Source organism: Nocardia sp. NPDC003269, assembly GCF_042888005.1.
GTDB lineage: Bacteria > Actinomycetota > Actinomycetes > Mycobacteriales > Mycobacteriaceae > Nocardia.
Genome location: NZ_JBIAPA010000001.1, coordinates 872,154 through 893,617, shown reverse-complemented (window position 1 = coordinate 893,617; position 21,464 = coordinate 872,154). Strand labels below are relative to the sequence as shown.

20 protein-coding genes are annotated in these 21,464 nt (G+C 69.4%); 8 read left to right on the top strand and 12 right to left on the bottom strand.

Annotated elements, in window-relative coordinates; translation table 11 throughout:
- Positions 1-3: 3 nt before the first annotated feature.
- The 5 genes from ACFYWJ_RS04080 to ACFYWJ_RS04060 form a co-directional block, all read right to left on the bottom strand.
- Complete coding sequence (locus ACFYWJ_RS04080; protein WP_355280976.1) at positions 4-720, bottom strand: glutamine amidotransferase; 717 nt, start codon at positions 718-720, stop codon at positions 4-6.
- Positions 717-1,952 carry a MurT ligase domain-containing protein gene (locus ACFYWJ_RS04075; protein ID WP_355280975.1) on the bottom strand — a complete coding sequence of 412 codons (1,236 nt, stop codon included), beginning with the start codon at positions 1,950-1,952 and terminating at the stop codon, positions 717-719. Before ACFYWJ_RS04075 ends, ACFYWJ_RS04080 begins: the two co-directional genes overlap by 4 nt.
- 57 nt (positions 1,953-2,009) lie before the next feature.
- Positions 2,010-2,627, bottom strand: a complete 618-nt coding sequence (locus ACFYWJ_RS04070) for a hypothetical protein (RefSeq protein WP_355280973.1) — start codon at positions 2,625-2,627, stop codon at positions 2,010-2,012.
- Between the two features lie 104 nt (positions 2,628-2,731).
- Entirely contained in the window at positions 2,732-4,483 is a 1,752-nt protein-coding gene (locus tag ACFYWJ_RS04065) for an FAD-dependent oxidoreductase (RefSeq protein ID WP_355280971.1), read from the bottom strand.
- Positions 4,484-4,672: 189 nt separating this feature from the next.
- Positions 4,673-5,602 carry an EamA family transporter gene (locus ACFYWJ_RS04060; RefSeq protein ID WP_355280969.1) on the bottom strand — a complete coding sequence of 310 codons (930 nt, stop codon included), beginning with the start codon at positions 5,600-5,602 and terminating at the stop codon, positions 4,673-4,675.
- 71 nt (positions 5,603-5,673) lie between these two features.
- On the opposite strand from ACFYWJ_RS04060, the gene ACFYWJ_RS04055 reads away from it, so the two are divergent.
- A complete protein-coding gene (locus tag ACFYWJ_RS04055; protein ID WP_355280967.1) occupies positions 5,674-6,573 on the top strand; it encodes a LysR family transcriptional regulator in 900 nt (299 codons plus the stop codon).
- On the opposite strand, the gene ACFYWJ_RS04050 is transcribed toward ACFYWJ_RS04055, so the two are convergent.
- The 3 genes from ACFYWJ_RS04050 to leuA all read right to left on the bottom strand — a co-directional run bounded on the left by ACFYWJ_RS04050 (position 6,560) and on the right by leuA (position 11,143).
- Entirely contained in the window at positions 6,560-7,342 is a 783-nt protein-coding gene (locus tag ACFYWJ_RS04050; protein WP_355280965.1) for a DUF6585 family protein, read from the bottom strand. The genes ACFYWJ_RS04055 and ACFYWJ_RS04050 overlap by 14 nt on opposite strands.
- Before the next feature lie 26 nt (positions 7,343-7,368).
- Positions 7,369-8,994, bottom strand: coding sequence for a MinD/ParA family protein (locus ACFYWJ_RS04045; RefSeq protein ID WP_355280963.1), 1,626 nt, complete (start codon positions 8,992-8,994; stop codon positions 7,369-7,371).
- A 349-nt stretch (positions 8,995-9,343) separates the two neighbouring features.
- Positions 9,344-11,143, bottom strand: coding sequence for a 2-isopropylmalate synthase (gene leuA, locus ACFYWJ_RS04040; RefSeq protein ID WP_355280961.1), 1,800 nt, complete (start codon positions 11,141-11,143; stop codon positions 9,344-9,346).
- A 273-nt stretch (positions 11,144-11,416) separates the two neighbouring features.
- Here leuA and ACFYWJ_RS04035 point away from each other — a divergent pair, with 273 nt between their 5' ends.
- The 3 genes from ACFYWJ_RS04035 (at position 11,417) to ACFYWJ_RS04025 (ending at position 14,852) form a co-directional block, all read left to right on the top strand.
- Positions 11,417-12,187, top strand: coding sequence for a sulfite exporter TauE/SafE family protein (locus ACFYWJ_RS04035; RefSeq protein ID WP_355280959.1), 771 nt, complete (start codon positions 11,417-11,419; stop codon positions 12,185-12,187).
- Between the two features lie 103 nt (positions 12,188-12,290).
- On the top strand, positions 12,291-13,925 hold the full coding sequence (locus ACFYWJ_RS04030) for a GMC oxidoreductase (RefSeq protein WP_387160789.1): 1,635 nt from the start codon (positions 12,291-12,293) through the stop codon (positions 13,923-13,925).
- A 69-nt stretch (positions 13,926-13,994) separates the two neighbouring features.
- Positions 13,995-14,852, top strand: a complete 858-nt coding sequence (locus ACFYWJ_RS04025) for an ion transporter (protein WP_355280956.1) — start codon at positions 13,995-13,997, stop codon at positions 14,850-14,852.
- Here the strand turns inward: ACFYWJ_RS04025 and ACFYWJ_RS04020 are convergent.
- From ACFYWJ_RS04020 to ACFYWJ_RS04010, 3 genes are all read right to left on the bottom strand, one after another.
- Entirely contained in the window at positions 14,839-16,041 is a 1,203-nt protein-coding gene (locus tag ACFYWJ_RS04020; RefSeq protein ID WP_355280954.1) for a low temperature requirement protein A, read from the bottom strand. The genes ACFYWJ_RS04025 and ACFYWJ_RS04020 overlap by 14 nt on opposite strands.
- Before the next feature lie 69 nt (positions 16,042-16,110).
- Positions 16,111-16,569 carry an SRPBCC family protein gene (locus ACFYWJ_RS04015; RefSeq protein WP_355280952.1) on the bottom strand — a complete coding sequence of 153 codons (459 nt, stop codon included), beginning with the start codon at positions 16,567-16,569 and terminating at the stop codon, positions 16,111-16,113.
- 98 nt (positions 16,570-16,667) lie between these two features.
- Positions 16,668-17,240: a TetR family transcriptional regulator gene (locus ACFYWJ_RS04010; protein ID WP_355280951.1), complete on the bottom strand. Its 573-nt coding sequence runs from the start codon at positions 17,238-17,240 to the stop codon at positions 16,668-16,670.
- A 71-nt stretch (positions 17,241-17,311) separates the two neighbouring features.
- On the opposite strand from ACFYWJ_RS04010, the gene ACFYWJ_RS04005 reads away from it, so the two are divergent.
- The 3 genes from ACFYWJ_RS04005 (at position 17,312) to ACFYWJ_RS03995 (ending at position 20,325) form a co-directional block, all read left to right on the top strand.
- On the top strand, positions 17,312-17,884 hold the full coding sequence (locus tag ACFYWJ_RS04005; protein ID WP_355280949.1) for a dihydrofolate reductase family protein: 573 nt from the start codon (positions 17,312-17,314) through the stop codon (positions 17,882-17,884).
- A gap of 137 nt (positions 17,885-18,021) precedes the next feature.
- Positions 18,022-19,287: an aspartate kinase gene (locus tag ACFYWJ_RS04000; protein WP_218716967.1), complete on the top strand. Its 1,266-nt coding sequence runs from the start codon at positions 18,022-18,024 to the stop codon at positions 19,285-19,287.
- 3 nt (positions 19,288-19,290) lie between these two features.
- Entirely contained in the window at positions 19,291-20,325 is a 1,035-nt protein-coding gene (locus ACFYWJ_RS03995; RefSeq protein ID WP_355280947.1) for an aspartate-semialdehyde dehydrogenase, read from the top strand.
- A 58-nt stretch (positions 20,326-20,383) separates the two neighbouring features.
- On the opposite strand, the gene ACFYWJ_RS03990 is transcribed toward ACFYWJ_RS03995, so the two are convergent.
- Positions 20,384-20,941, bottom strand: coding sequence for a helix-turn-helix domain-containing protein (locus ACFYWJ_RS03990; protein WP_355280945.1), 558 nt, complete (start codon positions 20,939-20,941; stop codon positions 20,384-20,386).
- A 90-nt stretch (positions 20,942-21,031) separates the two neighbouring features.
- Here ACFYWJ_RS03990 and ACFYWJ_RS03985 point away from each other — a divergent pair, with 90 nt between their 5' ends.
- The gene (locus ACFYWJ_RS03985; protein WP_355280943.1) at positions 21,032-21,463 is read left to right on the top strand and encodes a nuclear transport factor 2 family protein; all 432 of its coding nucleotides are present in this window, start codon (positions 21,032-21,034) and stop codon (positions 21,461-21,463) included.
- Position 21,464 lies beyond the last annotated feature (1 nt).

Below are 21,464 nucleotides of genomic sequence, written 5' to 3'. Positions count from 1 at the left end.
TGATCAGGCGCGGAGGCGTTCGCGGCGGAGGCGGTCGACCTCGGGGAGGTCGAGGGGGGCGAGGTCGGTGGGGGAGATGCCGAGGGCTCGGGCGATGAGGAGGTCGGCGAGTTCCGGGTTGCGGGCCAGGGCGGGGCCGTGCAGATAGGTGCCGATGACCGAACCCTGGACGACGCCTTCGGTGCCGTCGCCGACGCCGTTGCCGACACCGCGGGTGACCTTGGCGAGCGGGGCGGCGTCGGGGCCGAGGCGGGTGCCGCCGCGATGGTTCTCGAAGCCGGTCAGCGGGGCGGACAGGCCGTCGAGGACGGGGGTGGTGGTCACCTCGCCGATGGCGCGGGTTTCCTGCGGGGAGGTGGTGACGTCGAACAGGCCGACGCCGTCGACCTTCTCGCCCGCCGAGGTCTCGTACCAGTTGCCGAGCACCTGGATCGCGGCGCAGATCGCGAGCACCGGGGCGCCCTTGGCGGCGGCCTGCTGGAGGCCGGGGTACTGCCGCAGGTGCCGGGTGGCCAGGCGCTGGGCCGAGTCCTCGGCGCCGCCGAGGGTGTAGATGTCGAACGAGTCCGGCACCGGGTCGGCCAGGGTGATGTCGATGATCTCGGCGTCGTAGCCGCGCATGCGGAGCCGCTGGCGCAGCACCAGCGCGTTGCCGCCGTCGCCGTAGGTGCCCATCACGTCGGGCAGGACGAGGCCGATGCGAATGGTCGACTCACTCATGCGCGCGCCTCCAGGTCACGGTTCAGATCGCGGAACGCGGTGTAGTTGGCCAGCACCTCGACGTGCCCGGCCGGGCAGGAGGCGATGGCGCGCAGCGGGTCGGGGATCAGGGTGTGCTCGACGCCCGCGTAGGTCAGGCGCACGGCCAGGTCGGTGGCGCGCTCGCCGGCGGCCACCACCTGCACGCCTTCGAAGTGCTCGAACCGCACGTCCCAGAGCCAGGACAGATCCTCACCGTCGGGTACCTGCCCGTTCACCGCGATCACCAGACCGGCCGAGGTCGGCTCGATCATCGACAGCGCCTCCTGCCAGCCCGCCGGGTTCTTGGCGAGCAGCAGTCGCGCGTCGTGCTCGCCGACGGTGACGGTGCGGTAGCGGCCCGCGATCTCGCGCACGGTGCCGGTCGCGTCGGTCGCCTTGGCCGGCTCGGCGCCCATCGCGACCGCCGCGGCGACGGCCTGCGCCGCGTTGCCGCGGTTCGCGCGGCCGGGCAGCGCAAGGTGCAGCGGAGCGCGGAAACCGTCGGGGCCGCACAGGTCGTCGCCCTCGAGCCACCAATCCGGTTGCGGACGATGGAAATCGGCGCCGGTCGAGCGCCAGTTCTCGCCCTCCCAGACGATCGGCTCGCCGCTGCGCGGACAACTCGTCGCGTCGACGGCCCAGCCGCTGCCCGCCGCTACCCACACCACGTTGGGGTGGTCGTAGGCGATGGAGGCCACCAGCACGTCGTCGCAGTTGGCGATGACGACGGTGCCGGGATGCCGGGCCAGTCCGGCGCGCAGCTTGCGCTCGATCATGTTGATCTCGCCGACCCGGTCGAGCTGGTCGCGGCTCAGGTTCAGCAGCACGACGGCGGCCGGGTCGAGCGCGTCGCTGACGTGCGGCAGATGCAGCTCGTCGACCTCGATCGCGGCCAGCGGCACCCCCTGGTGCACGCTCAGCGCGGCGACGATGCCCGCGTCCATATTGGCGCCGTCGGCCTGGGTGGCGACCTGGCCGAGGGTGCCGAGCGCGGCGGTGGTCATCCTGGTGGTGGTCGACTTGCCGTTGGTGCCGGTGATCAGCACCGTCCGCCTGCCGCGACCGAGCTGCGTCATGATCGTCGGATCGATCTTCAGCGCGATCAGGCCGCCGATCATCGAACCCTTGCCGCGACCCGCCTTCTGCGAAGCCCACGACGCTGCCGCCGCCGCTCGCAAAGCCAGGCGCCCACGCACCGAGATGTCTGCCACGCCGCGAGTCTATGTGCGCGCGGTCGCGGGCCGCGTGCGGGAGCGGTGTGAGGTACGTCAGCCCATCCGTGCGACGAGGGTGCGCACGATCTCGGCGGTGACCTCGTCGCGCCAGATCTGGAAGTGCGCGGGGCTGTCCAGGCCGCCGACCGAGGAGTCGCCGCTGACCGCGAACGCGAAATTCCCCCGATGACAGGCCACGGTGGATTCGATGATCTTGCCGTAGGTGCATTCGGTGGCGCCCCACTCCGGAGCCACCGGGTCACCGGTGAAGCGCTTCGTATCGGCGTAGTAGGCGGCGACGGCGGATTCCTCGCCGACCGAGGAGAACATGACGGTGATCTTGGCGTTGCCCGAGGACGCGGGCAGATCCGGCAGGTCGAAGGTGAACTGACAGCCGCCCTGGGCGATATTGCGCACCGATTCGTCGAGCAGCTGCACGGTCTGCGGCGCGCGTTTCAGGTTGGTGGCCTGCGGCAGGATCGCGGTGATCTCGGCGTCGGTGAGAACGGCGCAGGCATCGGGCCAATTGTCGACGGTGGCGGGCAGCGTCACCGTGATGGGCACGGCGGCCGGGGCCGCCGCGCCGAATTCGATCTCGGGCGGGCCGACCGGACCGCACCCGGACACCACCGCCGCCGCTATCGCGATCGAGCCGAGCACGCGCAGATTCACCAGAAATCCCCCCGCTAACACCGAGATTCGAACAGACGGTCGTTATTGTCGGCTGAACCCGACGCAGACGCAACGCGCGTTCTGGTCGTTCCAACAGTTCACAATCATTCGTCGAACATATTGGGTAATCCCCGAGCGTAGCGATCGGCGTCGATCACCCGCAGCGGCTCGAGTTCGGGCGTGCGGCGCAGCCGGAAAGTGCGGCAGCGCTGGGCCGATGAGCCCGCGACGTCGAGCAGTGCGTTGACCGCGGCGCGCGCCGATTCGTTGGCGCCCTCCATCGTCGCCAGGTCGACATCGGTGCGCACGTAATCGCCTGCCAGGAACAGATTCTCGATCGATCCGTGCGCTTCCGGACGCGCGTCCCACGAGCCCGCGGTATTGATGAGCAACGGATCGGCATTCGCGTTCCGGCTGCCCTGCCAGGTGATCCCCGGATCGAGAAACCAGGAATGGACGTCGGCCGGGCGGAGCAGTTGTTCGCGGTCGTTGAGGTGCGCGGCGAGCTGGGCCCAGACCTCGCGGAAGATCTCCTCGTGCGTGCATTCCACGGCGGGCTTGCCGAACAGCATGCCCGGCGTATTCCAATCGGAGATGTCGACCGAGAGACAGTCGGCCACCGAGCCGTCGCCGAACGAATTCAGCTTGTGCGTCCACAGCTGGTTCTGGCTGATCGAGGTGAGCGACCACGGGGAATCGACGAACGCCGTGTGCCCGCGCGAAATGTGCAGCGGGGAACGGAAATAGATCTGGATGCCGTTCATCCAGTCGACGAACAGGCGATCGGTCGCCGCCAGTTCCGGCGCGAGTTCGAGCACCTGCGGCGACCAGAGTTTGCGCGCCTGTTCGACCGGCAGCGCGGTGACGAAATAGTCCGCCTCGACGGTGCGGGCGCCGGTGGCATCGGTGATCCGCGCGGCGCCGATGCGCTTGTCGCGCACCACGAGTTCCTCGACGCGCGCGCCGAGTTCGAAGCGCACGCCGAGTCCGCGCAGGTGCTGCACCCACGGGTCGATCCAGGCGATATTGGTGGCGTTGTTCAGCACCCGGTCCAGGCCGCCGTCGTTGCCGAGGCCGAGCGGATTGCCGAGGAACTGCTCGCCCATGCTGCCGATGGTGCGGGTGCTGGCCAGATTCTCCTTGGCCGCGACCATGATGCTGGTGAGCGAGCGGGACACGATCGCGCGGAATTCGTGTGAGCGCTCGTGCCCGTGCACGAAGTCATACCAGGAGGTGTGCTCCCACTGGCCGAAGCGGCGAGCCTCGCAACTGCTGTTGAACACCAGCAGCCGGTTGGCGAAGTAGCCGACCTCCGCGGGCGGCATCTTCGTCATCGTCGACAGGGTGGCGGCCAGGGTCTCCCTGATCGCGTCCGGATGGGTGTTCGGGTTGGTGAAGCCGTCGGGCAGGGCGAGCAGGATGTCGTCGGTGTCGCGGCGGGAGAACCTGGCCTCGGGCACGGTGAGCAGGTTGCTCCACACGCCGTCGGCATTGCCCGCGACGGGAATCCGGCGCATGGTGTCGGGCAGGTTCTGATAGAAGCCGGGGAAGAAGCGGAAGCCGTGCTCACCGGGCAGATCGGGCCTGCCGTCGCGGCCGGTGCCGGGGACCGGCACGCTGCGCGCCTTGCCGCCGAAGGCCCTGGCCTCGTAGACGGTCACCTCGAAACCGCGTTCGGCCAGCTCGTGCGCGGCCGTCAGCCCGGCGACGCCGCCGCCGAGGACCGCGACCCGGCGGCCGGGAGGCGCGGCTAGCGCGACACCCGGCGCGCCCGCCACGGCTCCTGCCGATACCACCCCAGCTGCGACTGTGCCGCGGAGAAAAGTCCTCCGCGAGACGGGCCACCGTTGCGCCATATGCTGTTCAGCTGCCTTGCTCGAGTATTGCCTGCGATTTGCTACCACTCTAGAGCGCGGCGAAGACCTGGCTGTTGCGACCTGCACGTCGTTCGCCCGAGCTCGAAACCGACCGGTCGCGCGGAAAACGCATCGCGCGATCGGTCACATGCTAGCCAGAGCCTTCGCGATTGTGCGCTGAATTGGACGTTAGACCTGCACCAGGCCGCGGTCGGGCACCGGGTCCGGTTGTGGTCGCGGCTGCCGGGTGGTCGTCGCGGCGAAGGCGCCGGCGATCACGATCGCGCCGCCGACGAGTGAGGCCACCGACGGCCGCTCGTCCAGGGCCACCCAGGCCGCGGCGATGCCGACGACCGGCACGAGCAGCGACAACGGCGCCACCGTGCCCGCCGGATAGCGGCTCATCAGATACGTCCACAGGCCCGATCCGCACACGGTCGCGAGCAGGGCGATATAGGCGAGCGCGGCCAGCGCGGGGAGCCCGGCGGTGGACGAGACCGCGGCGCCGAGCGCGCGGAAACCGGTGTCAGGCCCCTCGACAGCCAGCGACAGCGCCAGCAGCGGGAGCGGCGGGATCACCGACATCCACAGCGTCAGATGCAGCGGATCGAAGCCGGGGGAGTTGGCGCCGGCCTGGCGCGCGCCGATATTGCCGAACGCCCACCCCAGGCCGCCCGCCAGCGTCAGCAGGACCGGGAGCAGCGTCGCATCGGCCAGCCGATCGGCGCCGATGACGACCATGCCGAGCACGGCGACCGCCAGGCCCGCGACCTGCACCGGCCGCAGCCGCTCGCGCAGCGCGACGGCACCGAGCACCACCGTGAACGGCGCGGACGACTGGAGCACCAGCGAGGCGAGGCCGGTGGGCATGCCGGTGCGCATCGCGGTGAACAGGAAGGCGAACTGCAGGATGCCGAACCCGGTGCCGTAGAGCAGCAGCCAGCGGGTACGCACGGCGGGACGCGGAATGAAGACGAGCACGGGGATCGCGATCACGGCGAACCGCAACGCGGCGAAGAAGAACGGCGGGAAGTGGTCGAGGCCGATCCGGATGGCCAGGAAGTTCAGGCCCCAGAGCACGACGACGGTCAGTCCGAGCAGGCGGTCGCGGGTGGTCACGCCCTAATCGTGCGGTTGGCGAAGCATCAGGACAATCGAATAAAAGTGGATCAATAAAGTAGATTTACTTCATGTTTTCCATTGACCGACTGCGGATTCTGCGCGAGCTGGCCGATCGCGGCACGGTCGCCGCCGTCGCCGAGGCGCTGTCGATGACGCCGTCGGCGGTCTCCCAGCAACTGAAGGTGCTCGCCAGGGAAGCCGGCGTCGCGTTGCTCGAGCCGGACGGGCGCCGGGTGCGGCTCACCGACGCCGGACAGGCGCTGGTGCTGCGGGCCGATGACGTGCTCGCCGCGATGGAGCGGGCGACCGCCGAGATGGCGCACTACCGCGGCTCGCCGCGCGGGCAGGTCAGGGTGGCGTCGTTCCCGTCCGGCGCCGCGCTGTTGCTGCCGCCGGTGCTCACCGCGCTGTCCGGCAGCGGCGTACAGCTCGTCGCGGGCGACGAGGACCTGCCGCCGTCGGCGGCGCCCAAGCTGCTGGCCGACTACGACATCGTGCTCACCCATCGCGACGAACGCGCGCCATCGCCCGCCGGTCCACGGCTCTCGGCGCGGGTGCTGATGCGGGAACCGATCGACGTCGTCGTCGCGGCGACGCACCCGCTGGCGGGCAGGCCCGCGGTCCGCCCGGAGGAACTGGCCGACGAGGTGTGGGTGAGCGTGCGCGGCGGATTCCCCGTCGACGACGTGCTCGAATCGATCGCCACCATCACCGGGGTGCGGCCGCGGATCGCGCAGCGGCTCAACGAGTTCCGGGTGATCGAAACGCTGGTGGCCTCGGGGTACGGTGTCGCGCTGATGCCGCGCTTCGCGGTCGCGCATCCCGGGCTGTCGGTGCTGCGGCTGGCCGGCGTGCGCGCGGCGCGGGTGTACGAACTGCTCACCCGGCCGCAGGCGCACCGGCGCCCCGCCATCGCCGCGGTGCTCGACGCCTTCGAGGCCGCGGCCCGCGACGTCAGCGCGCGCTGACCGACGCGCACAGCCGCTCGACCAGCGCGCGCAGGACCATGACGTTGGGGATGTCGGCGATCGCGGTCGAGTTCAGCTCGAACCACCTGCCCTCGACGGCGATCTCGGCACAGCCGGAGTCCGTCCGCAGGCCCTGGACCTGGTGCCACGGCACGCTCTTGTTGCGCGTGCCGATCTCGGTGCCGGTCAGCCAGATGTCGCCGAAGTCGAGGCGGTGTCCGGCGTGGACGGCCGCGAGCGCCCGCGGCAGCTGGGCCGCCGTGACGGCCCGCTGGATCCAGTCGCCCCACTGCTCGGCATCGGCGAACGAGCTGTCGAGCACGAAGTGCCGACCGGCGAGATCGGTCAGCGTGTAGGTTGCGACGGTGCTGAGGGGCCCGCCGTCGGCACGGCGGACGATCTTCCGCAGCACCGTCGTCGAGTCGAACCGCGCGACGCCGATGTGCCCGCCCAGCACCGCGACCAGGCCGTGGTCGTAGACGGCGAGCCGGTTACCCGCGGTCTCCCGCTCGTGCCACCACGCCTGCGCCGTGCTCAGGACGAACGCGAAGACGGCGCCGAGCGCGGTCAGCCCGGTGATCCAGGCGATCCCGGCCTGCTCGATGACGAAGGCCAGGGCCGTGACCGCGAGCGCGACACCCGCCACGACGCCGATCACGCGAATCCGGCTCCACGCCATCACCGTCGGTGCGTACGTCGCCCGGTGCTGACCCAGCCCGGCTCCGGCCGCCACACCCGCGATATGGCGCGCGGCATCGACCTCGGACACGTTCCCCCCCGGTTGATCCGGCTACGTCAGTACTGCCCCGGCTGGTACTGCTGGCCCTGGTAGGACTGCCCCGGCGGCGGGAACTGCTGGCTCTGCTGCTGCCCGTGGTAGCCGAAATCGTCGGCGACCATGGCGGCCAGTTCGAGCAGCGCCCGCCTGGTCGGCTTGCTGACCAGCTCGAGGTCGATCTCGGCGCCCTCGGCCAGGTGATCGTCGAAGGGCACGATCTGTACGGCGCGGGTGCGGTCGAGGAACAGCTTGCGCAGCTGGTCCAGGTCGACCGTCGACGCGCCGCGGCGCGAGGCGTTCACGACGACGACGGTCCGCTCGACGAGCTTGCTGTAGCCGTGGTGGTCGAGCCAGTCCAGCGTCGCCGACGCGCTGCGCGCACCGTCGATCGCGGGTGAGGTGACCAGCACCAGCGAGCTCGCCATGTCCAGCACGCCCGACATCGCCGAGTGCATCAGACCGGTGCCGCAGTCGGTCAGGATGATGTTGTAGAACGACTGCAGGATGCCGATCGCCTTGCGGTAATCGGCCTCGCTGAAAGCCTCCGACACGGCCGGGTCCTGCTCGGAGGCGAGCACTTCCAGCCGGCTCGGGGCCTGCGAGGTGTGCGCGCGCACGTCCGAGTAGCGGGTGATGTTCTGGTCTTCGAGCAGGTTGCGCACCGTCGAACGGGTCTGGCGCGGCACCCGGTGGGCGAGGGTGCCCAGGTCGGGGTTGGCGTCGATCGCGATGACGCGGTCACCGCGCTGCGAGGCGAAGGTGGAACCGAGACCGACCGTGGTGGTGGTCTTGCCGACGCCACCCTTGAGCGAGAGGATCGCGATCCGGTAGTCACCGCGGACCGGCTGGTTGACCCGCTCGGCCAGGTCGCGATGGACGACGTCGGCCGCCGACTCGCCCGGGTTGATCATGCCGCCGGAGGCCTTGTGCACAGCGCGGCGCCATCCGCTGCGCGGCGCCTTGCGGGCCCGCTTGAGCAGGTTCAGGTCGTTGACCGAATGGCCCGGCTGACCGGGTGCGGGCACGTGCTGCGGCTGGAACGGCTGATGCTGCTGCGCCGGTCCGCCCTGCCACTGCGGCTGCCCGGGCGGCGGGCCGAGCGGACCCGGCTGGCCGGGCACCTGACCGGGCGGCATGCCACCCGGCATCGGCGGCTGGTACATCGGCGGCGGCGGGGGCGCCCAGCTGTAGATCGGTTCGGACTGCTGGCCCTGCGGCGGCTGCTGCTCCTGCCCGGGGAACTGCGGCTGCTCGGGCGCGCCCGGATACGGGCCGGGAGCGCCGGGGTACGGCTGCTCACCGGTGGCCTGCGGACCGGGCCACGGCTGCTCGGCGCCGGGCACCGGCTGACCGGGCCACGGCTGTTCGGTGCCAGGCACGGGCTGACCCGGCCACGGCTGCTGCTCGGGACCGTTCACGACGGGATGCGCGCCACCGCTCTGGTACGGATCGGGCGCGCCCGGATACTGGTTCGGCGCGAACGGGCCCGGCACGAAGCCACCGGGCTGGAACACCGTCTGCTCGGCGAGCCCGGCGTGCGGCTCGGCCGCGGCGGCCTCGGCGGGCTGCGGCTCGGCGGCGTCGTCGGCCTGCTCGGCGGTGGCGGACGTCGGCTCGAGGTCGTCGTCGGTGGCCGTCTGCACCCCGGCGGATCCGGACGCAGCGTCGGCCGTCTCAGCCGACGGACTCTGCAGCCAGGGCGGAGACGTCGGATTATGGTCGTTGTTGGTCACAGTTCCCCCACTTTGCCCGATGAACGAGCAGGAAGCTCGGCGCTGAATGTGCACCAAAACGCTAGCACGGTGCCAATTTCCGCGCGCCGGGGGCGGCCGCCCGGAGAACCGCTCCAGCCCGGCATGCGCGCAGCTCAACCGGTAGATCCGCACCGAAGCCGACCGGTCGGGCCCGAGTTGTCCACAGCCCTTTCGACCCTGTGCACAACCGGCGAAGGCCGGGCCCGCGCGTCGCGGACCCGGCCTTCGCGGTGTCGAACTAGCGCGCGGCGGCGCGGTTGACCGCCGAGACGACGGCCCGCAGCGACGCGGTGGTGATCGAGGTGGCGATGCCGACGCCCCACACGACCTTGTCGCCGATCGCGACCTCGACGTAGGCGGCGGCCTGCGCGTCGTCACCGGCGGACATGGCGTGCTCGCTGTAGTCGAGCACCCGCACGTCGAAGCCGACGGTGGCGATCGCGTCGACGAACGCGGCCAGCGGGCCGTTGCCGGACCCGGTGATCTCCTGCTCGACGCCGTCGACCTTGACCGTGGCGACGATGGTGTCGACGCCGCCGTCGGTCTCCGACGCGGTCACCTTCTGGCGCATCCGCTCCAGCGGCAGGATCGGGTTCAGGTACTCGGTGGCGAAGACGTCCCACATCTCCTTGGGCGTCACCTCGCCGCCCTCACCGTCGGTGATCGCCTGGATCGCCTGCGAGAACTCGATCTGCAACCGGCGCGGCAGCACCAGGCCGTGATCGGTCTTCATGATGTAGGCGACGCCGCCCTTGCCGGACTGCGAGTTCACCCGGATGACGGCCTCGTAGGTGCGGCCGACGTCCTTCGGGTCGATCGGCAGGTACGGGACCTCCCAGGTGATGTCGGCGACGTCGGCGTTCTGCGCGTCGGCGGTGGCCTTCATCGCGTCCAGGCCCTTGTTGATGGCGTCCTGGTGGCTGCCGGAGAAGGCGGTGTAGACCAGGTCGCCGCCGTACGGGTGGCGCTCGGCCACGGCCAGCTGGTTGCAGTACTCCACCGTGCGACGGACCTCGTCGATGTCGGAGAAGTTGATCTGCGGGTCGATGCCGCGGGAGAACATGTTCATGCCCAGCGTCACCAGGCAGACGTTGCCGGTGCGCTCACCGTTGCCGAACAGGCAGCCCTCGATGCGGTCGGCGCCGGCCTGGTAACCCAGCTCGGCGGCCGCGACGGCGGTGCCGCGGTCGTTGTGCGGGTGCAGCGACAGCACGATCGAATCGCGGCGGGCCAGGTTGCGGTGCATCCACTCGATCGAGTCGGCGTACACGTTCGGGGTGGCCATCTCGACGGTCGCGGGCAGGTTGATGATCAGCGGCTTGGCCGGGGTCGGCGCGATGATCGCCGAGACCGCGTCGCAGACCTCACGGGCGTAGTCCAGCTCGGTGCCGGTGTAGGACTCCGGGCTGTACTCGTAGCGCCACTCGGTGTCGGGGTAGCGCTGCTCGATCTCCAGGCACAGGGTGGCGGCGTCGGTGGCGATCTTCTTCACCGCGTCGCGCTCGGCGCGGAAGACCACGCGACGCTGCAGGATCGAGGTGGAGTTGTAGAAGTGCACGATGACGTTCGGCGCGCCGTTGCAGGCCTCGAAGGTGCGCTCGATCAGCTCGGGGCGGCACTGGGTCAGCACCTGGATGGTGACGTCGGCGGGGATCGCGCCGTCCTCGATGATCTCGCGGACGAAGTCGAAATCGGTCTGGCTGGCGGCCGGGAAGCCGACCTCGATCTCCTTGTAGCCCATCCGGACGAGCAGGTCGAACATGCGGCGCTTGCGGGCCGGGCTCATCGGGTCGATGAGCGCCTGGTTGCCGTCACGCAGGTCGACGGCGCACCACGCGGGGGCGCGATCGATGATCTTGTCGGGCCAGGTGCGGTCGGGCACCGAGATGGGCTCGACCTCTTCGGCGAAGGGCCGGTACCGGAACGACGGCATCGACGAGTTCTTCTGGTGGTTCCAGGCGGGCTGGTCGGCCGGTGCGGGTTTGCCGGGGGCCGTGATGGTGCGCGAAGCGGATACGAATGCGTCAGCCGAGGACATGCAAGTTTCTCCGTGGATGTGAGTGGATTCCCTGGTGGGAGCGGGTCGACCGGCGCGTTGGAACCCCGCGACGGGAGCCGGTCCGTATCAGAACCCGTCGCGGCGGCCGAGAAGAAGTGCCCGCTGCATGATCCTTCGAGCTTACCGCGTGCCCTACCCCGCTGGTAAGCGGCCTGGGGAAACCGGCCGGTAGTAAGCGAGCGGTACGGTTTTCTGCGAATCGCACGCTTGTACGGACCATCGCGTCCGACGAGACGTCACAAAGGAACTCGGATGACCTGGTTACAGCAAGTGGCCGTGCTCGCGGCGGGCATCGCCGCGGGCGGCATCAACACGATCGTCGGCTCCGGCACGCTCATCACCTTCCCCACGCTGCTTGCCTTCGGTTTGCCGCCGGTGACGGCGAACGTGTCGAACACGATCGGTCTGGTCCCCGGCTCGGTCAGCGGGGTGATCGGCTACCGGCGCGAACTGGAAGGACAGCGGTCGCGACTGCTGCAGCTGGGCACCGCCTCGCTGCTCGGCGGCATCACCGGCGCGATCCTGCTGCTCGTCATGCCCGCGGAGGCGTTCAAGGCGATCGTCCCGGTGCTGATCATCGCCGCGCTGATCCTGGTGGTCGTGCAGCCCCGGCTGGCGGCCTGGGTGAAGCGGCGCAGGGCCGACGGTGACGCGGCCACCCCCGCGCACGGCGGCCCGATCCTGCTGGTCGCGGTGTTCGGCACCGGCATCTACGGCGGCTACTTCGGCGCCGCCCAGGGCGTGCTGCTGCTCGGCCTGCTCGGGGTGTTCGTGCACGAGGACATCCAGCGGCTCAACGCGGTGAAGAACGTGCTGGCGCTGATCGTCAACGCGGTGTCGGCGGTGATCTTCATCCTGATCGCCGAGGTGAACTGGCAGGCCGTCGCGCTGATCGCGGTGGGTTCGATCATCGGCGGCCAGCTGGGCGCGAAGGTGGGCCGCAGGCTCTCGCCGAACGTCCTGCGCGCGGTGATCGTCGTCGTCGGCACGATCGCGGTGATCCGGCTGCTGACGTCCGGGTGAGCGGGGGCCGCGTCATGCGGCCCGCCCGGTGGTTGTGACTACCACCAAAGGCCCCTCGGTTGAACACCATTGGCGTTTCACACGGGGTATCCTGCGCTCGGCCATGCGTGATGAGGGAGGTGGCCTGGTGCACAGACGTGCCTTCTTCAAGGCGGCGGGACTGGCGACGATCGCCGGTGCCGTGGGGACGACGCTGACGACCACGGCCGCCGCGGCCGATCCGCGCGAGGCGATGTTCCGTACCTGGGTACCGGAGATCTTCGAGCCCATCCCCGACGCGCCGGCGCACACCGAGGCCATCGTCATCGGTTCCGGCTTCGGCGCCGCCGTCACCGCCTTGCGGCTGGCCCAGGCCGGGATCGCCAACACCGTGCTGGAGCGCGGTTCGCGCTGGCCCAACGACCCGTGGCGGGAGATCTTCACCGGCGACGACCTGCCCGACGGCCGCGGCTTCTGGCACCGCACCAGCTTCACCGGCGTCACCAAGGTGCCGATGAGCTTCGGCAAGTTCGGCGGCGTCCTCGATGTCACCGAGTACCCGGGGATCGACGTGTGGCGCGCGGCCGCGGTCGGCGGCGGCTCGGTGATCTTCACCGGCGCGATGGTGGCGCCCGAGCGCAAGCTGTTCGATCACGTCTTCGGCGGCGTCGTCGACTACGGCGAGCTCGAGCGCGTCTACTACCCGCGGGTGCGCGAGATGCTGCGGCTGGACCCGATGCCCGCCGACATCTACCGGTCCGCGCCGTTCGCGCACTCGCGCGCCTGGGACGACCAGGTCCGCGCCGCGGGCTATCAGCCGGTGGCCAACGACTCGATCTTCACCTGGGACGTGCTGCGCGGCGAGCTGGCGGGCAACTCCCGCGCCTCGGCCACCGCCGCCCGCTCCAACCTGGGCAATTCCAACGGCGCCAAGTTCGACCTGAACCAGAACTACCTGCGCTACGCCAGGGAGACCGGCAGGTCGCAGGTGTACCCGGGCCACCGCGTCGACGCCATCGCCCAGGAGGCGAGCGGCAAGTTCGTGGTCACCGTGACGAAACTGGCCCCGACCGGTCAGCACCTCGGCACCCGCACGCTGACCTGCGACAAGCTGTTCCTCGGCGCCGGTTCCGTCGGCACCTCCGAACTGCTGGTCCGGGCCCAGGCCACCGGCGCGCTGCCCAACCTCAACGAGCACGTCGGCGACGGCTGGGGCACCAACGGTGACGTGGTGCTGGCCCGCGGCGCGAGCGCGGTGGCCGGCCAGGGCCAGGGCGTGCCCAGCGCGAGCCGCATCTTCGACGCGTCCGCCGTCCCGCTGACGCTGGAGAACTGGTACATCCCCGGCATCCCGTTCGAGACCGGCGCGCTCGCGTCGCTCGGCATGGTGCTCGACTCGACCAGGGCCCGCTTCGGCTACCACGGCGGCGGCGTCGGGCTGAGCTGGTCGGCGGGCGCGCAGAACGCCGTCGTCGACGCGGCGCGCGCGGTCGATCACCGGATCGCCGAACGCGCGGGCGCGGTCGCCGAGTACGGCGCGCTCGGCTACGACGCGAACGCCCAGTTCACCGCGCATCCGCTGGGCGGCGCGGTGCTCGGCAAGGCGACCGACGCGTTCGGCCGCGTGCACGGGCACCCCGGCCTCTACGTGATGGACGGCGCGGCGATCCCCGGCAGCACCGCCACGGTCAACCCCTCGCTCACGATCACCGCGCTGGCCGAACGCAATATCGCGGCCGTCATCGGCGCCGGTCGCTGACACTCGCGCGGACGGTCGCGCGCAATGTGACCGATCCGCGCCGATTCGGCCGTACGCTCGGCATGGACGATGGCGTTCGAAGGGAGTACCGAGGTGGCCTCACCGGGCATCGAGCGGGTCGAGGCATTGCCGGACGTGCGGGCCAAGACGCCGTCGCTGCGGACCGATCTGTTCATGCTGGTGCTGGCCATAATCTCGGTCGGGCTGGTCGTGTGGGTCACCTTCTTCCCGGTCTCCGGGACGACTTATCACGCGATCGTGGTCACCGACTGGACGATCTGCGGCATCTTCCTGATCGAGTTCCTGTGGCGGTGGCGCCGGGCGGGCTGGCCGTGGAGCTTCCCGTTCATCTACTGGTACGAAGTGCTCGGCATGATCCCGGTGACCAGCCCGATCTTCCGCAGCTTCCGGCTGCTGCGGATCGTGGTGATCCTGATCCGGCTCGGCCGGGTCGCCGATCGCGCGCTGGGGGAGCGGGTCACCGCGACGGTGGTGAACCGGTTCGTCGGCACCATCGTCGACGTGATCAAGCGCCCGATGACGATCGCGATCCTCGACGAGGTCTCCAAGGTCCTGCGGGCAGGCCACTACACCAAGAACATCGCCGCGGCGCTGGAGGAGAACCACGCCGAGGTCGACCAGATGATCGTCGACCTGATCAAGAACGACCCGGCGACCAGCAAGCTGCGCTATCTCCCGTTCCACGACGACATCATCCGGCTCGTCGCCGACACCGTGTACCGGATGCTGCGCCAGCTGCTCGACGATCCGCGCACCGACGAACTCGTCGCCGACATGCTGCGGGAGAACCTCGATCAGATCAACGACGCGGTGCGCGCAGGCATCAACGTGCCGCCGTCGCACCGCGGGGCGACGCCCGCCGAGCACGGCGTGCGGCACCACCTCGATCAGGTCAAGCGTGCCTGATCTCGTCGCGCGGGGTCGCGTAGCGCACGGTCTCGAAGATCACCAGCAGGGCCAGCACCGCGCAGAGCAGCGTCAGCGCGGCGAGCGCCGGTAGCTTCGTCGCCACCGGGACGAGCGCGACCAGGATCACCGCGGTGACCACGCGGGGGAGCGAGATCGACTTGGTCGCGTAGTATTTCGCCGCGATCACGCCGAGCAGGAACAGGGCGGGCCCGACGTAGAGCGCGATCAGCGGAATCCCGTGCAGCGCGTCGGTGAGCTTGTGGTGCGAGGCGTCGCCGACGTAGTACAGCACCTTCTTCAGCCCGAGCGAGAGCGCGATGACACCGGCGATCATCGGGAAATGCCCGTAGGTGTAGCTGCGCTGGGCGATCTTGATCTGGTGCGCGCCGCGGGAATGCGCGAAGGCGTGCTCGATCGAGATCGCCGCGACGTCGAAGTACAGCCACCACAGCAGGCCCGACACCGCGAGCCCGAGCATCGAGCCGAGCGCGATCGGCCACGAGATCGGCAGACCGGCCACCCCGATGCCGATCGAGACGATGGACTCGCCGAGCGCGATGATGACGATCAGCCCGTACCGCTCGGCGAAATGCGAGGCCGAGTTGATCCGCCAGTCGCTGCCGGCGAACCAGGTCCAGAGCATGTCGCCGGCGATCGCGCCAAGCCACAGCAGGATCTGGGTGAGGCCGTCGGTCATGGCCGCGACGACGAGCAGGCTGGTACCGAGGGTGATCGAGCCGATCGCCCAGCGCAGCACCTGCCCGCGCAGCTGGGAGTCCTCGGCGCTGATCACCCAGAAGATCGAGACGTGCACCAGCCGGACCACGAGGTAGGCGATGGCGAAGACCAGCGGGCCGAACCAGCCGCCGCTGAGGTCGTCGAACGCCTCGGGGATGGTCAGTGCCGCGATGAACGCGCCGCCCATCGCGACGAACATCGCGATCCGGGCGATGCCCTCGTCGGCCCTGACCACATTGCCCAGCCAGGAGTAGGCGATCCACAGCCACCACATCAGCGCGAGCACCAGCCCGGCGCGGACCACGTTGGCCGCGGTCGGATCGTCGGCGGCCAGCGCGGTGACCATGGTGAAGGCGAAGACGATCACGAGGTCGAAGAACAGTTCGAGCTGGGTCACCGAGGCGCCTTCGGCCACCTGCTGGAACCGAGCCCGTCGAGTACCGATCATGCGCACATCGTCGCACCCGGCGCCGTCGTCCGCGCGGAACGGACGGAGCTTTCGCCGTCGGCGCAACCGCTAGCCGACGCCGTAGCGCTCGATCTCGGGATACCGCTCGGCGAAGTCGATGAAGTTCGCGACGACCTCGTTGTTCTCCTTGCGCAGCGTGCGATTGAACAGCACGCCGGGGACGGGCAGCGGGTAGCGCAGTTCGACCCGGAGGTCGACCTCGGTGCCCTCGGGTCCCTCGGCCAGCTCGAACGAGCCGCCGCCCTTGGAGCCGCGGCTGCTGTCGACGACGTCCCAGGACACCCGGTTGTAGTCCCAGGAGTATTCGAGGACCTGCGAATCGGAGTCGCCCATGAAGTGGGCGGTCACGAACACCCGGCGCGGCCTGCCGTCGGGGCCGAGGGGGCCGATGCGGACGTCGCTGTAGGACGGTGACCATTCGGCTAGACGATCGACAGCGAGCAGGGCATCCATGACCTGATCGAGCGGGGCATCCACGGTGAAACGGATGTGGGTCTTCGAGCGCATGTCTATCTGTCCTCCGAACCCCCGCTGTCTTCGCGCCCGATTGTGCACAGTTGTACCAGTGATCGTCAACACGTCTATGGTCTGGACAAATGACCGGGTCAGGGGCGTATTGCCCGCTCGACGGCGGTTTCGATCAGTTCCATGCTCTGTTGCTCGGTGAAGATTCCGGGCAGTGTGAGGTGTTCGACAATGAGCCAATTCAGGGCCAGATACAGCAGGAGCACCGAGGCTTCGTCGCCCGGCTGACCGGACGCCAGGTGGTTGCGGACATTGAAATCGAGGTCGGCCCTGACCCGCTCGGTGAGCACCTCGCGCAGCTCCGGACGCCGGGTCGCCTCCAGCCGCAATTCGAGGAGCGCGAGGTAGGCGGTGCGGTGCGATTCGAGCCGGCCGACCACCTCCTTCATCAGCGCGGTGATGTTCTCGACCGTCTTGGGCCCCTCGCTGACCAGCGCCATCGTCTCCTCGGTCGGCTGCACCACCTCGTAGAAGCGGGTGCCCGCCTGGGTGAGCAGCTCGTCGCGGCTGGTGAAGTAGTTGGACGCGGTGCCGACGGGCACCCCGGCCTGCTTGTCCACCGCGCGGAAGGTGAGGCCGCGCGCGCCCTCGCCTGCCAGCACCTCGATCGCCGCGTCCAGCAGCGCCTGTCGTCGTTCGGGATTAGTTCGCACTTGACACCACTCCGTCTGTAGTACTACGTTCAAACCACTTCATTCAGAGTACAACAACTTAGGCGGTACCCATGCGAAAGCTTGTCTACTACATCGGTGTCTCGCTCGACGGCTACATCGCAGGTCCCGGCGGTGAGGTGGACTTCTATCCGACGCCGCAGAACTACATGGAATGGATGACGGCCGAGTTCCCCGATTCGATCCCGACCCATATCCGCCCGCACATCGGGATGGACCCCGAGCTGCCCGCCGTCAAGTGGGACACGGTGCTGATGGGTCGCGGCACCTACATCCTCCCGGGCGAGCACGTCGAGAGCCCGTTCTCGCACCTGAAGCAGTACGTCGTCTCGTCCTCGCTGGACCAGGCCGATCACCCCGGTGTCGAGATCGTCGCCGGCGATCCGGCCGAGCTGGTGCGCGAGCTCAAGGGACAGGAGGGCGGCGACATCTGGCTGTGCGGCGGCGGGAACCTGGCCGGTCAGCTCATCGGTGAGATCGACGAGATGGTCGTCAAGAGCTACCCGGTCATCGCGGGCGACGGAGTACACGCGTTCACCGGCGTCTTCCAACCGACATCCTTCACGCCGGTGCAGCGCAAGGAATTCGACAACGGCACGCAGGTCACCTGGTTCACCCGGGCCTGATTTCCGCGGTTATCCACAGGTGACGAGCCTGTGTCGTTTTCCACAGGCTGGGGAGGTAGCGGCAAATCCGGTGGACCTGGGCCGGTAGTCTAGGTCGCTGATACCAAGCCTGACTGTCGATCGTGAAGGACCTAGCCGTGGCTCTCGTTGTTCAGAAGTACGGAGGATCCTCGGTGGCCACCGCCGAGCGGATCCGGCGCGTCGCTGAACGGATCGTGGAGACCAAGAAGCAGGGCCACGACGTCGTCGTGGTCTGCTCGGCCATGGGCGACACGACCGACGAACTCCTCGATCTCGCGGAGCAGGTGGCCCCAGCGCCGCCTGCTCGCGAGATGGACATGCTGCTCACCTCCGGCGAGCGCATCTCGAACGCGCTGGTGGCCATGGCGATTCATTCGCTCGGCGCCGAAGCACGCTCGTTCACCGGATCCCAAGCCGGCGTGATCACCACCGGCGCGCACGGCAACGCCAAGATCATCGACGTCACCCCGGGCCGCCTGCAGGAGGCGCTGGCCGAGGGACAGATCGTGCTGGTCGCCGGCTTCCAGGGCGTCAGCCAGGACAGCAAGGACGTCACCACGCTGGGCCGCGGCGGCTCCGACACCACCGCCGTCGCCCTGGCCGCGGCGCTGAAAGCCGATGTCTGCGAGATCTACACCGACGTGGACGGCATCTTCAGCGCCGACCCGCGCATCGTCGGCGACGCGCAGAAGCTCGACAAGATCTCCTACGAGGAGATGCTCGAGATGGCCGCCTGCGGCTCGAAGGTGCTCATGCTGCGCTGCGTGGAGTACGCGCGCCGCTACAACGTTCCCGTTCATGTCCGGTCGTCCTACACCGACAAGATCGGCACCACTGTTTTCGGATCGATGGAGGACATTCCCGTGGAGCAGGCAATCCTGACCGGCGTCGCGCACGACCGCAGCGAGGCCAAGGTGACCGTCGTCGCCCTGCCGGACGAGCCGGGTTACGCGGCCAAGGTGTTCCGCGCGGTCGCCGACGCCGAGATCAACATCGACATGGTGCTGCAGAACATCTCCAAGGTCGACACGGGCAAGACCGACATCACCTTCACCCTGCCCAAGACCGACGGCGCGCGCGCGGTCGAGATGCTCACCAAGCGGCAGGACGAGATCGGCTTCGCGCAGGTCCTCTACGACGACCACATCGGCAAGGTCTCGCTGGTCGGCGCGGGCATGAAGTCGCACCCGGGCGTCACCGCCACCTTCTGTGAGGCGCTGGCCAACGCGGGCGTGAACATCGATCTGATCTCCACCTCGGAGATCCGGATCTCGGTGCTCGTGCGCGACACCGAACTCGACGAGGCCGTGCAGGTCCTGCACAAGGCCTTCGATCTCGGCGGCGAAGAGGCCGCCGTCGTCCACGGCGGAACGGGGCGTTAAGCGATGGGTGTACGGGTAGGAGTCGTCGGCGCGACCGGTCAGGTCGGCGCCGTCATGCGCAAGCTGCTGGAAGAGCGCAACTTCCCGGCCGACGAGGTGCGGTTCTTCGCGTCCGCGCGCTCGGCCGGTAAGACGCTGCCGTGGCGCGGCGGCGAGATCGTCGTCGAGGACACCGAGACCGCCGATCCGTCGGGTCTGGACATCGCGCTGTTCTCGGCCGGTGCCACCATGTCCCGCGTGCAGGCCCCGCGCTTCGCCGCGGCGGGTGTCACCGTGATCGACAACTCCTCGGCCTGGCGCAAGGATCCCGATGTGCCGCTGGTCGTCTCGGAGGTCAACCCCGAGGCCACGCGCAACCTGCCCAAGGGCATCATCGCGAACCCGAACTGCACCACCATGGCCGCGATGCCGGTGCTCAAGCCGCTGCACGACGTGGCGGGCCTGCAGCGCCTGATCGTGTCGAGCTACCAGGCCGTGTCCGGGAGCGGCCTGGCCGGTGTCGAGGAGCTCGCCACGCAGATCCGCGCGGTGGCCGCCGACGCCGAGAAGCTGGTGCACGACGGCAGCGCCGTGGAGTTCCCCGCGCCGAACAAGTACGTCGCCCCGATCGCGTTCGACGTGATCCCGCTGGCCGGCGCGCTGGTCGACGACGGCTCCGGCGAGACCGACGAGGACCAGAAGCTGCGCAACGAGAGCCGCAAGATTCTCGGCCTGCCCGACCTGCTGGTCAGCGGCACCTGTGTGCGCGTGCCGGTCTTCACCGGTCACTCGCTGTCGATCAATGCCGAGTTCGCCGAACCGCTTTCGGTGCTGCAGGCGCAGGAACTGCTGGCCAAGGCGCCGGGCGTGCGCCTGGTCGACGTGCCGACCCCGCTGGCCGCCGCGGGCCAGGACGACTCGCTGGTCGGCCGCATCCGCCAGGATCCGGGCGTCCCGAACGGCCGCGGCCTCGCGCTGTTCATCTCCGGCGACAACCTGCGCAAGGGCGCCGCGCTCAACACCATTCAGATCGCGGAAGTCCTCCTGAACAACCGCTGAGCATCGCCGACGAACGGGCCTGCCCACCGATTCCGGTGGGCAGGCCCGTTTTTCGTGCTCAGGACTCGGTCCGGCGCAGCCCGTCCAGGATGACCGCGAAGGTCAGCTGCCGCTGGCGCTCGTCGGCTTCGCGGGTGGCGCCGAATCCGGCCTTCAGGATGAGCATCAGGTCGTCGACATCGATATCGGACCTGATCGCGCCGTCCCGCTGCGCGCGCCGCAGCAGTGTGCCGATGGCGCCGGGCAGGTCGGCCGGCGCGCCGAGCGTGGCCAGCCGATCCGAGCCGACCGCATCGGCGAGATCGCGCTTCACGCCGTTCTCCCGGCCGAGAAATGCCAGGAATTCGAAGAACGCCGCCCCGGCATCGTCGGCCTCGGACAGTTCCCGCGCATAGGCCGCGGCGCGTTCGACCCGGTCGATGATCGCGGCAGTGAACAGCGCTTCCTTGGTCGGGAAGTGCCGGTACACGGTGCCGGCGCCGACGCCTGCGCGTCGCGCGATCTCGTCGATCGGCACCGAAAGTCCTTCGGCGGCAAAGGCTTCCTGTGCCGCGGTGAGGACCAGCGCGCGATTGCGGCGGGCGTCGGCGCGCAGCGGGCGTGGTTCGTCGGGCACGGTGGCGATTCTAGCGAGGACCGTTGACAACCGGGGCGCTGGTTCCGGATGATAAACGGGTCCATCGTTCCGGTTATGAAGGATGCTCCGATGACCGAAAGCCCGGTCCAGCTCGTCGAGCGGTTGATGACCGTTCTCCCCGCCCGCGACGCGACGGCCTTCACCGCCGAATTCGCCGACGACGCCGTCTTCGAGATGCCGTTCGCGCCGCCCGGCGTGCCCGGCCGCATCGTCGGCCGCACGGCGATCCGCGACGCCCTCCGGCAGGGCTGGGCGGCTACCTCGGCGGTGCAGGTGCACGCCGTCCATCCGCAGATCTACGCCACCGACGACCCCGAGGTCGTGGTGGTGGAGACCGAGGTGGAAGTGACCCGTCCCGGCGAAGAACGTGTCCGGGTCCGCTCCGCGATCAACGTGATCCGGGTGCGCGCGGGCGAGGTGGTGCTGTACCGCGACTACCTGGACTCGGCCCGTTTCCGGCATCCCGGCAACAGCGGCGCCGAGGGGGACTCGCGATCCTGAC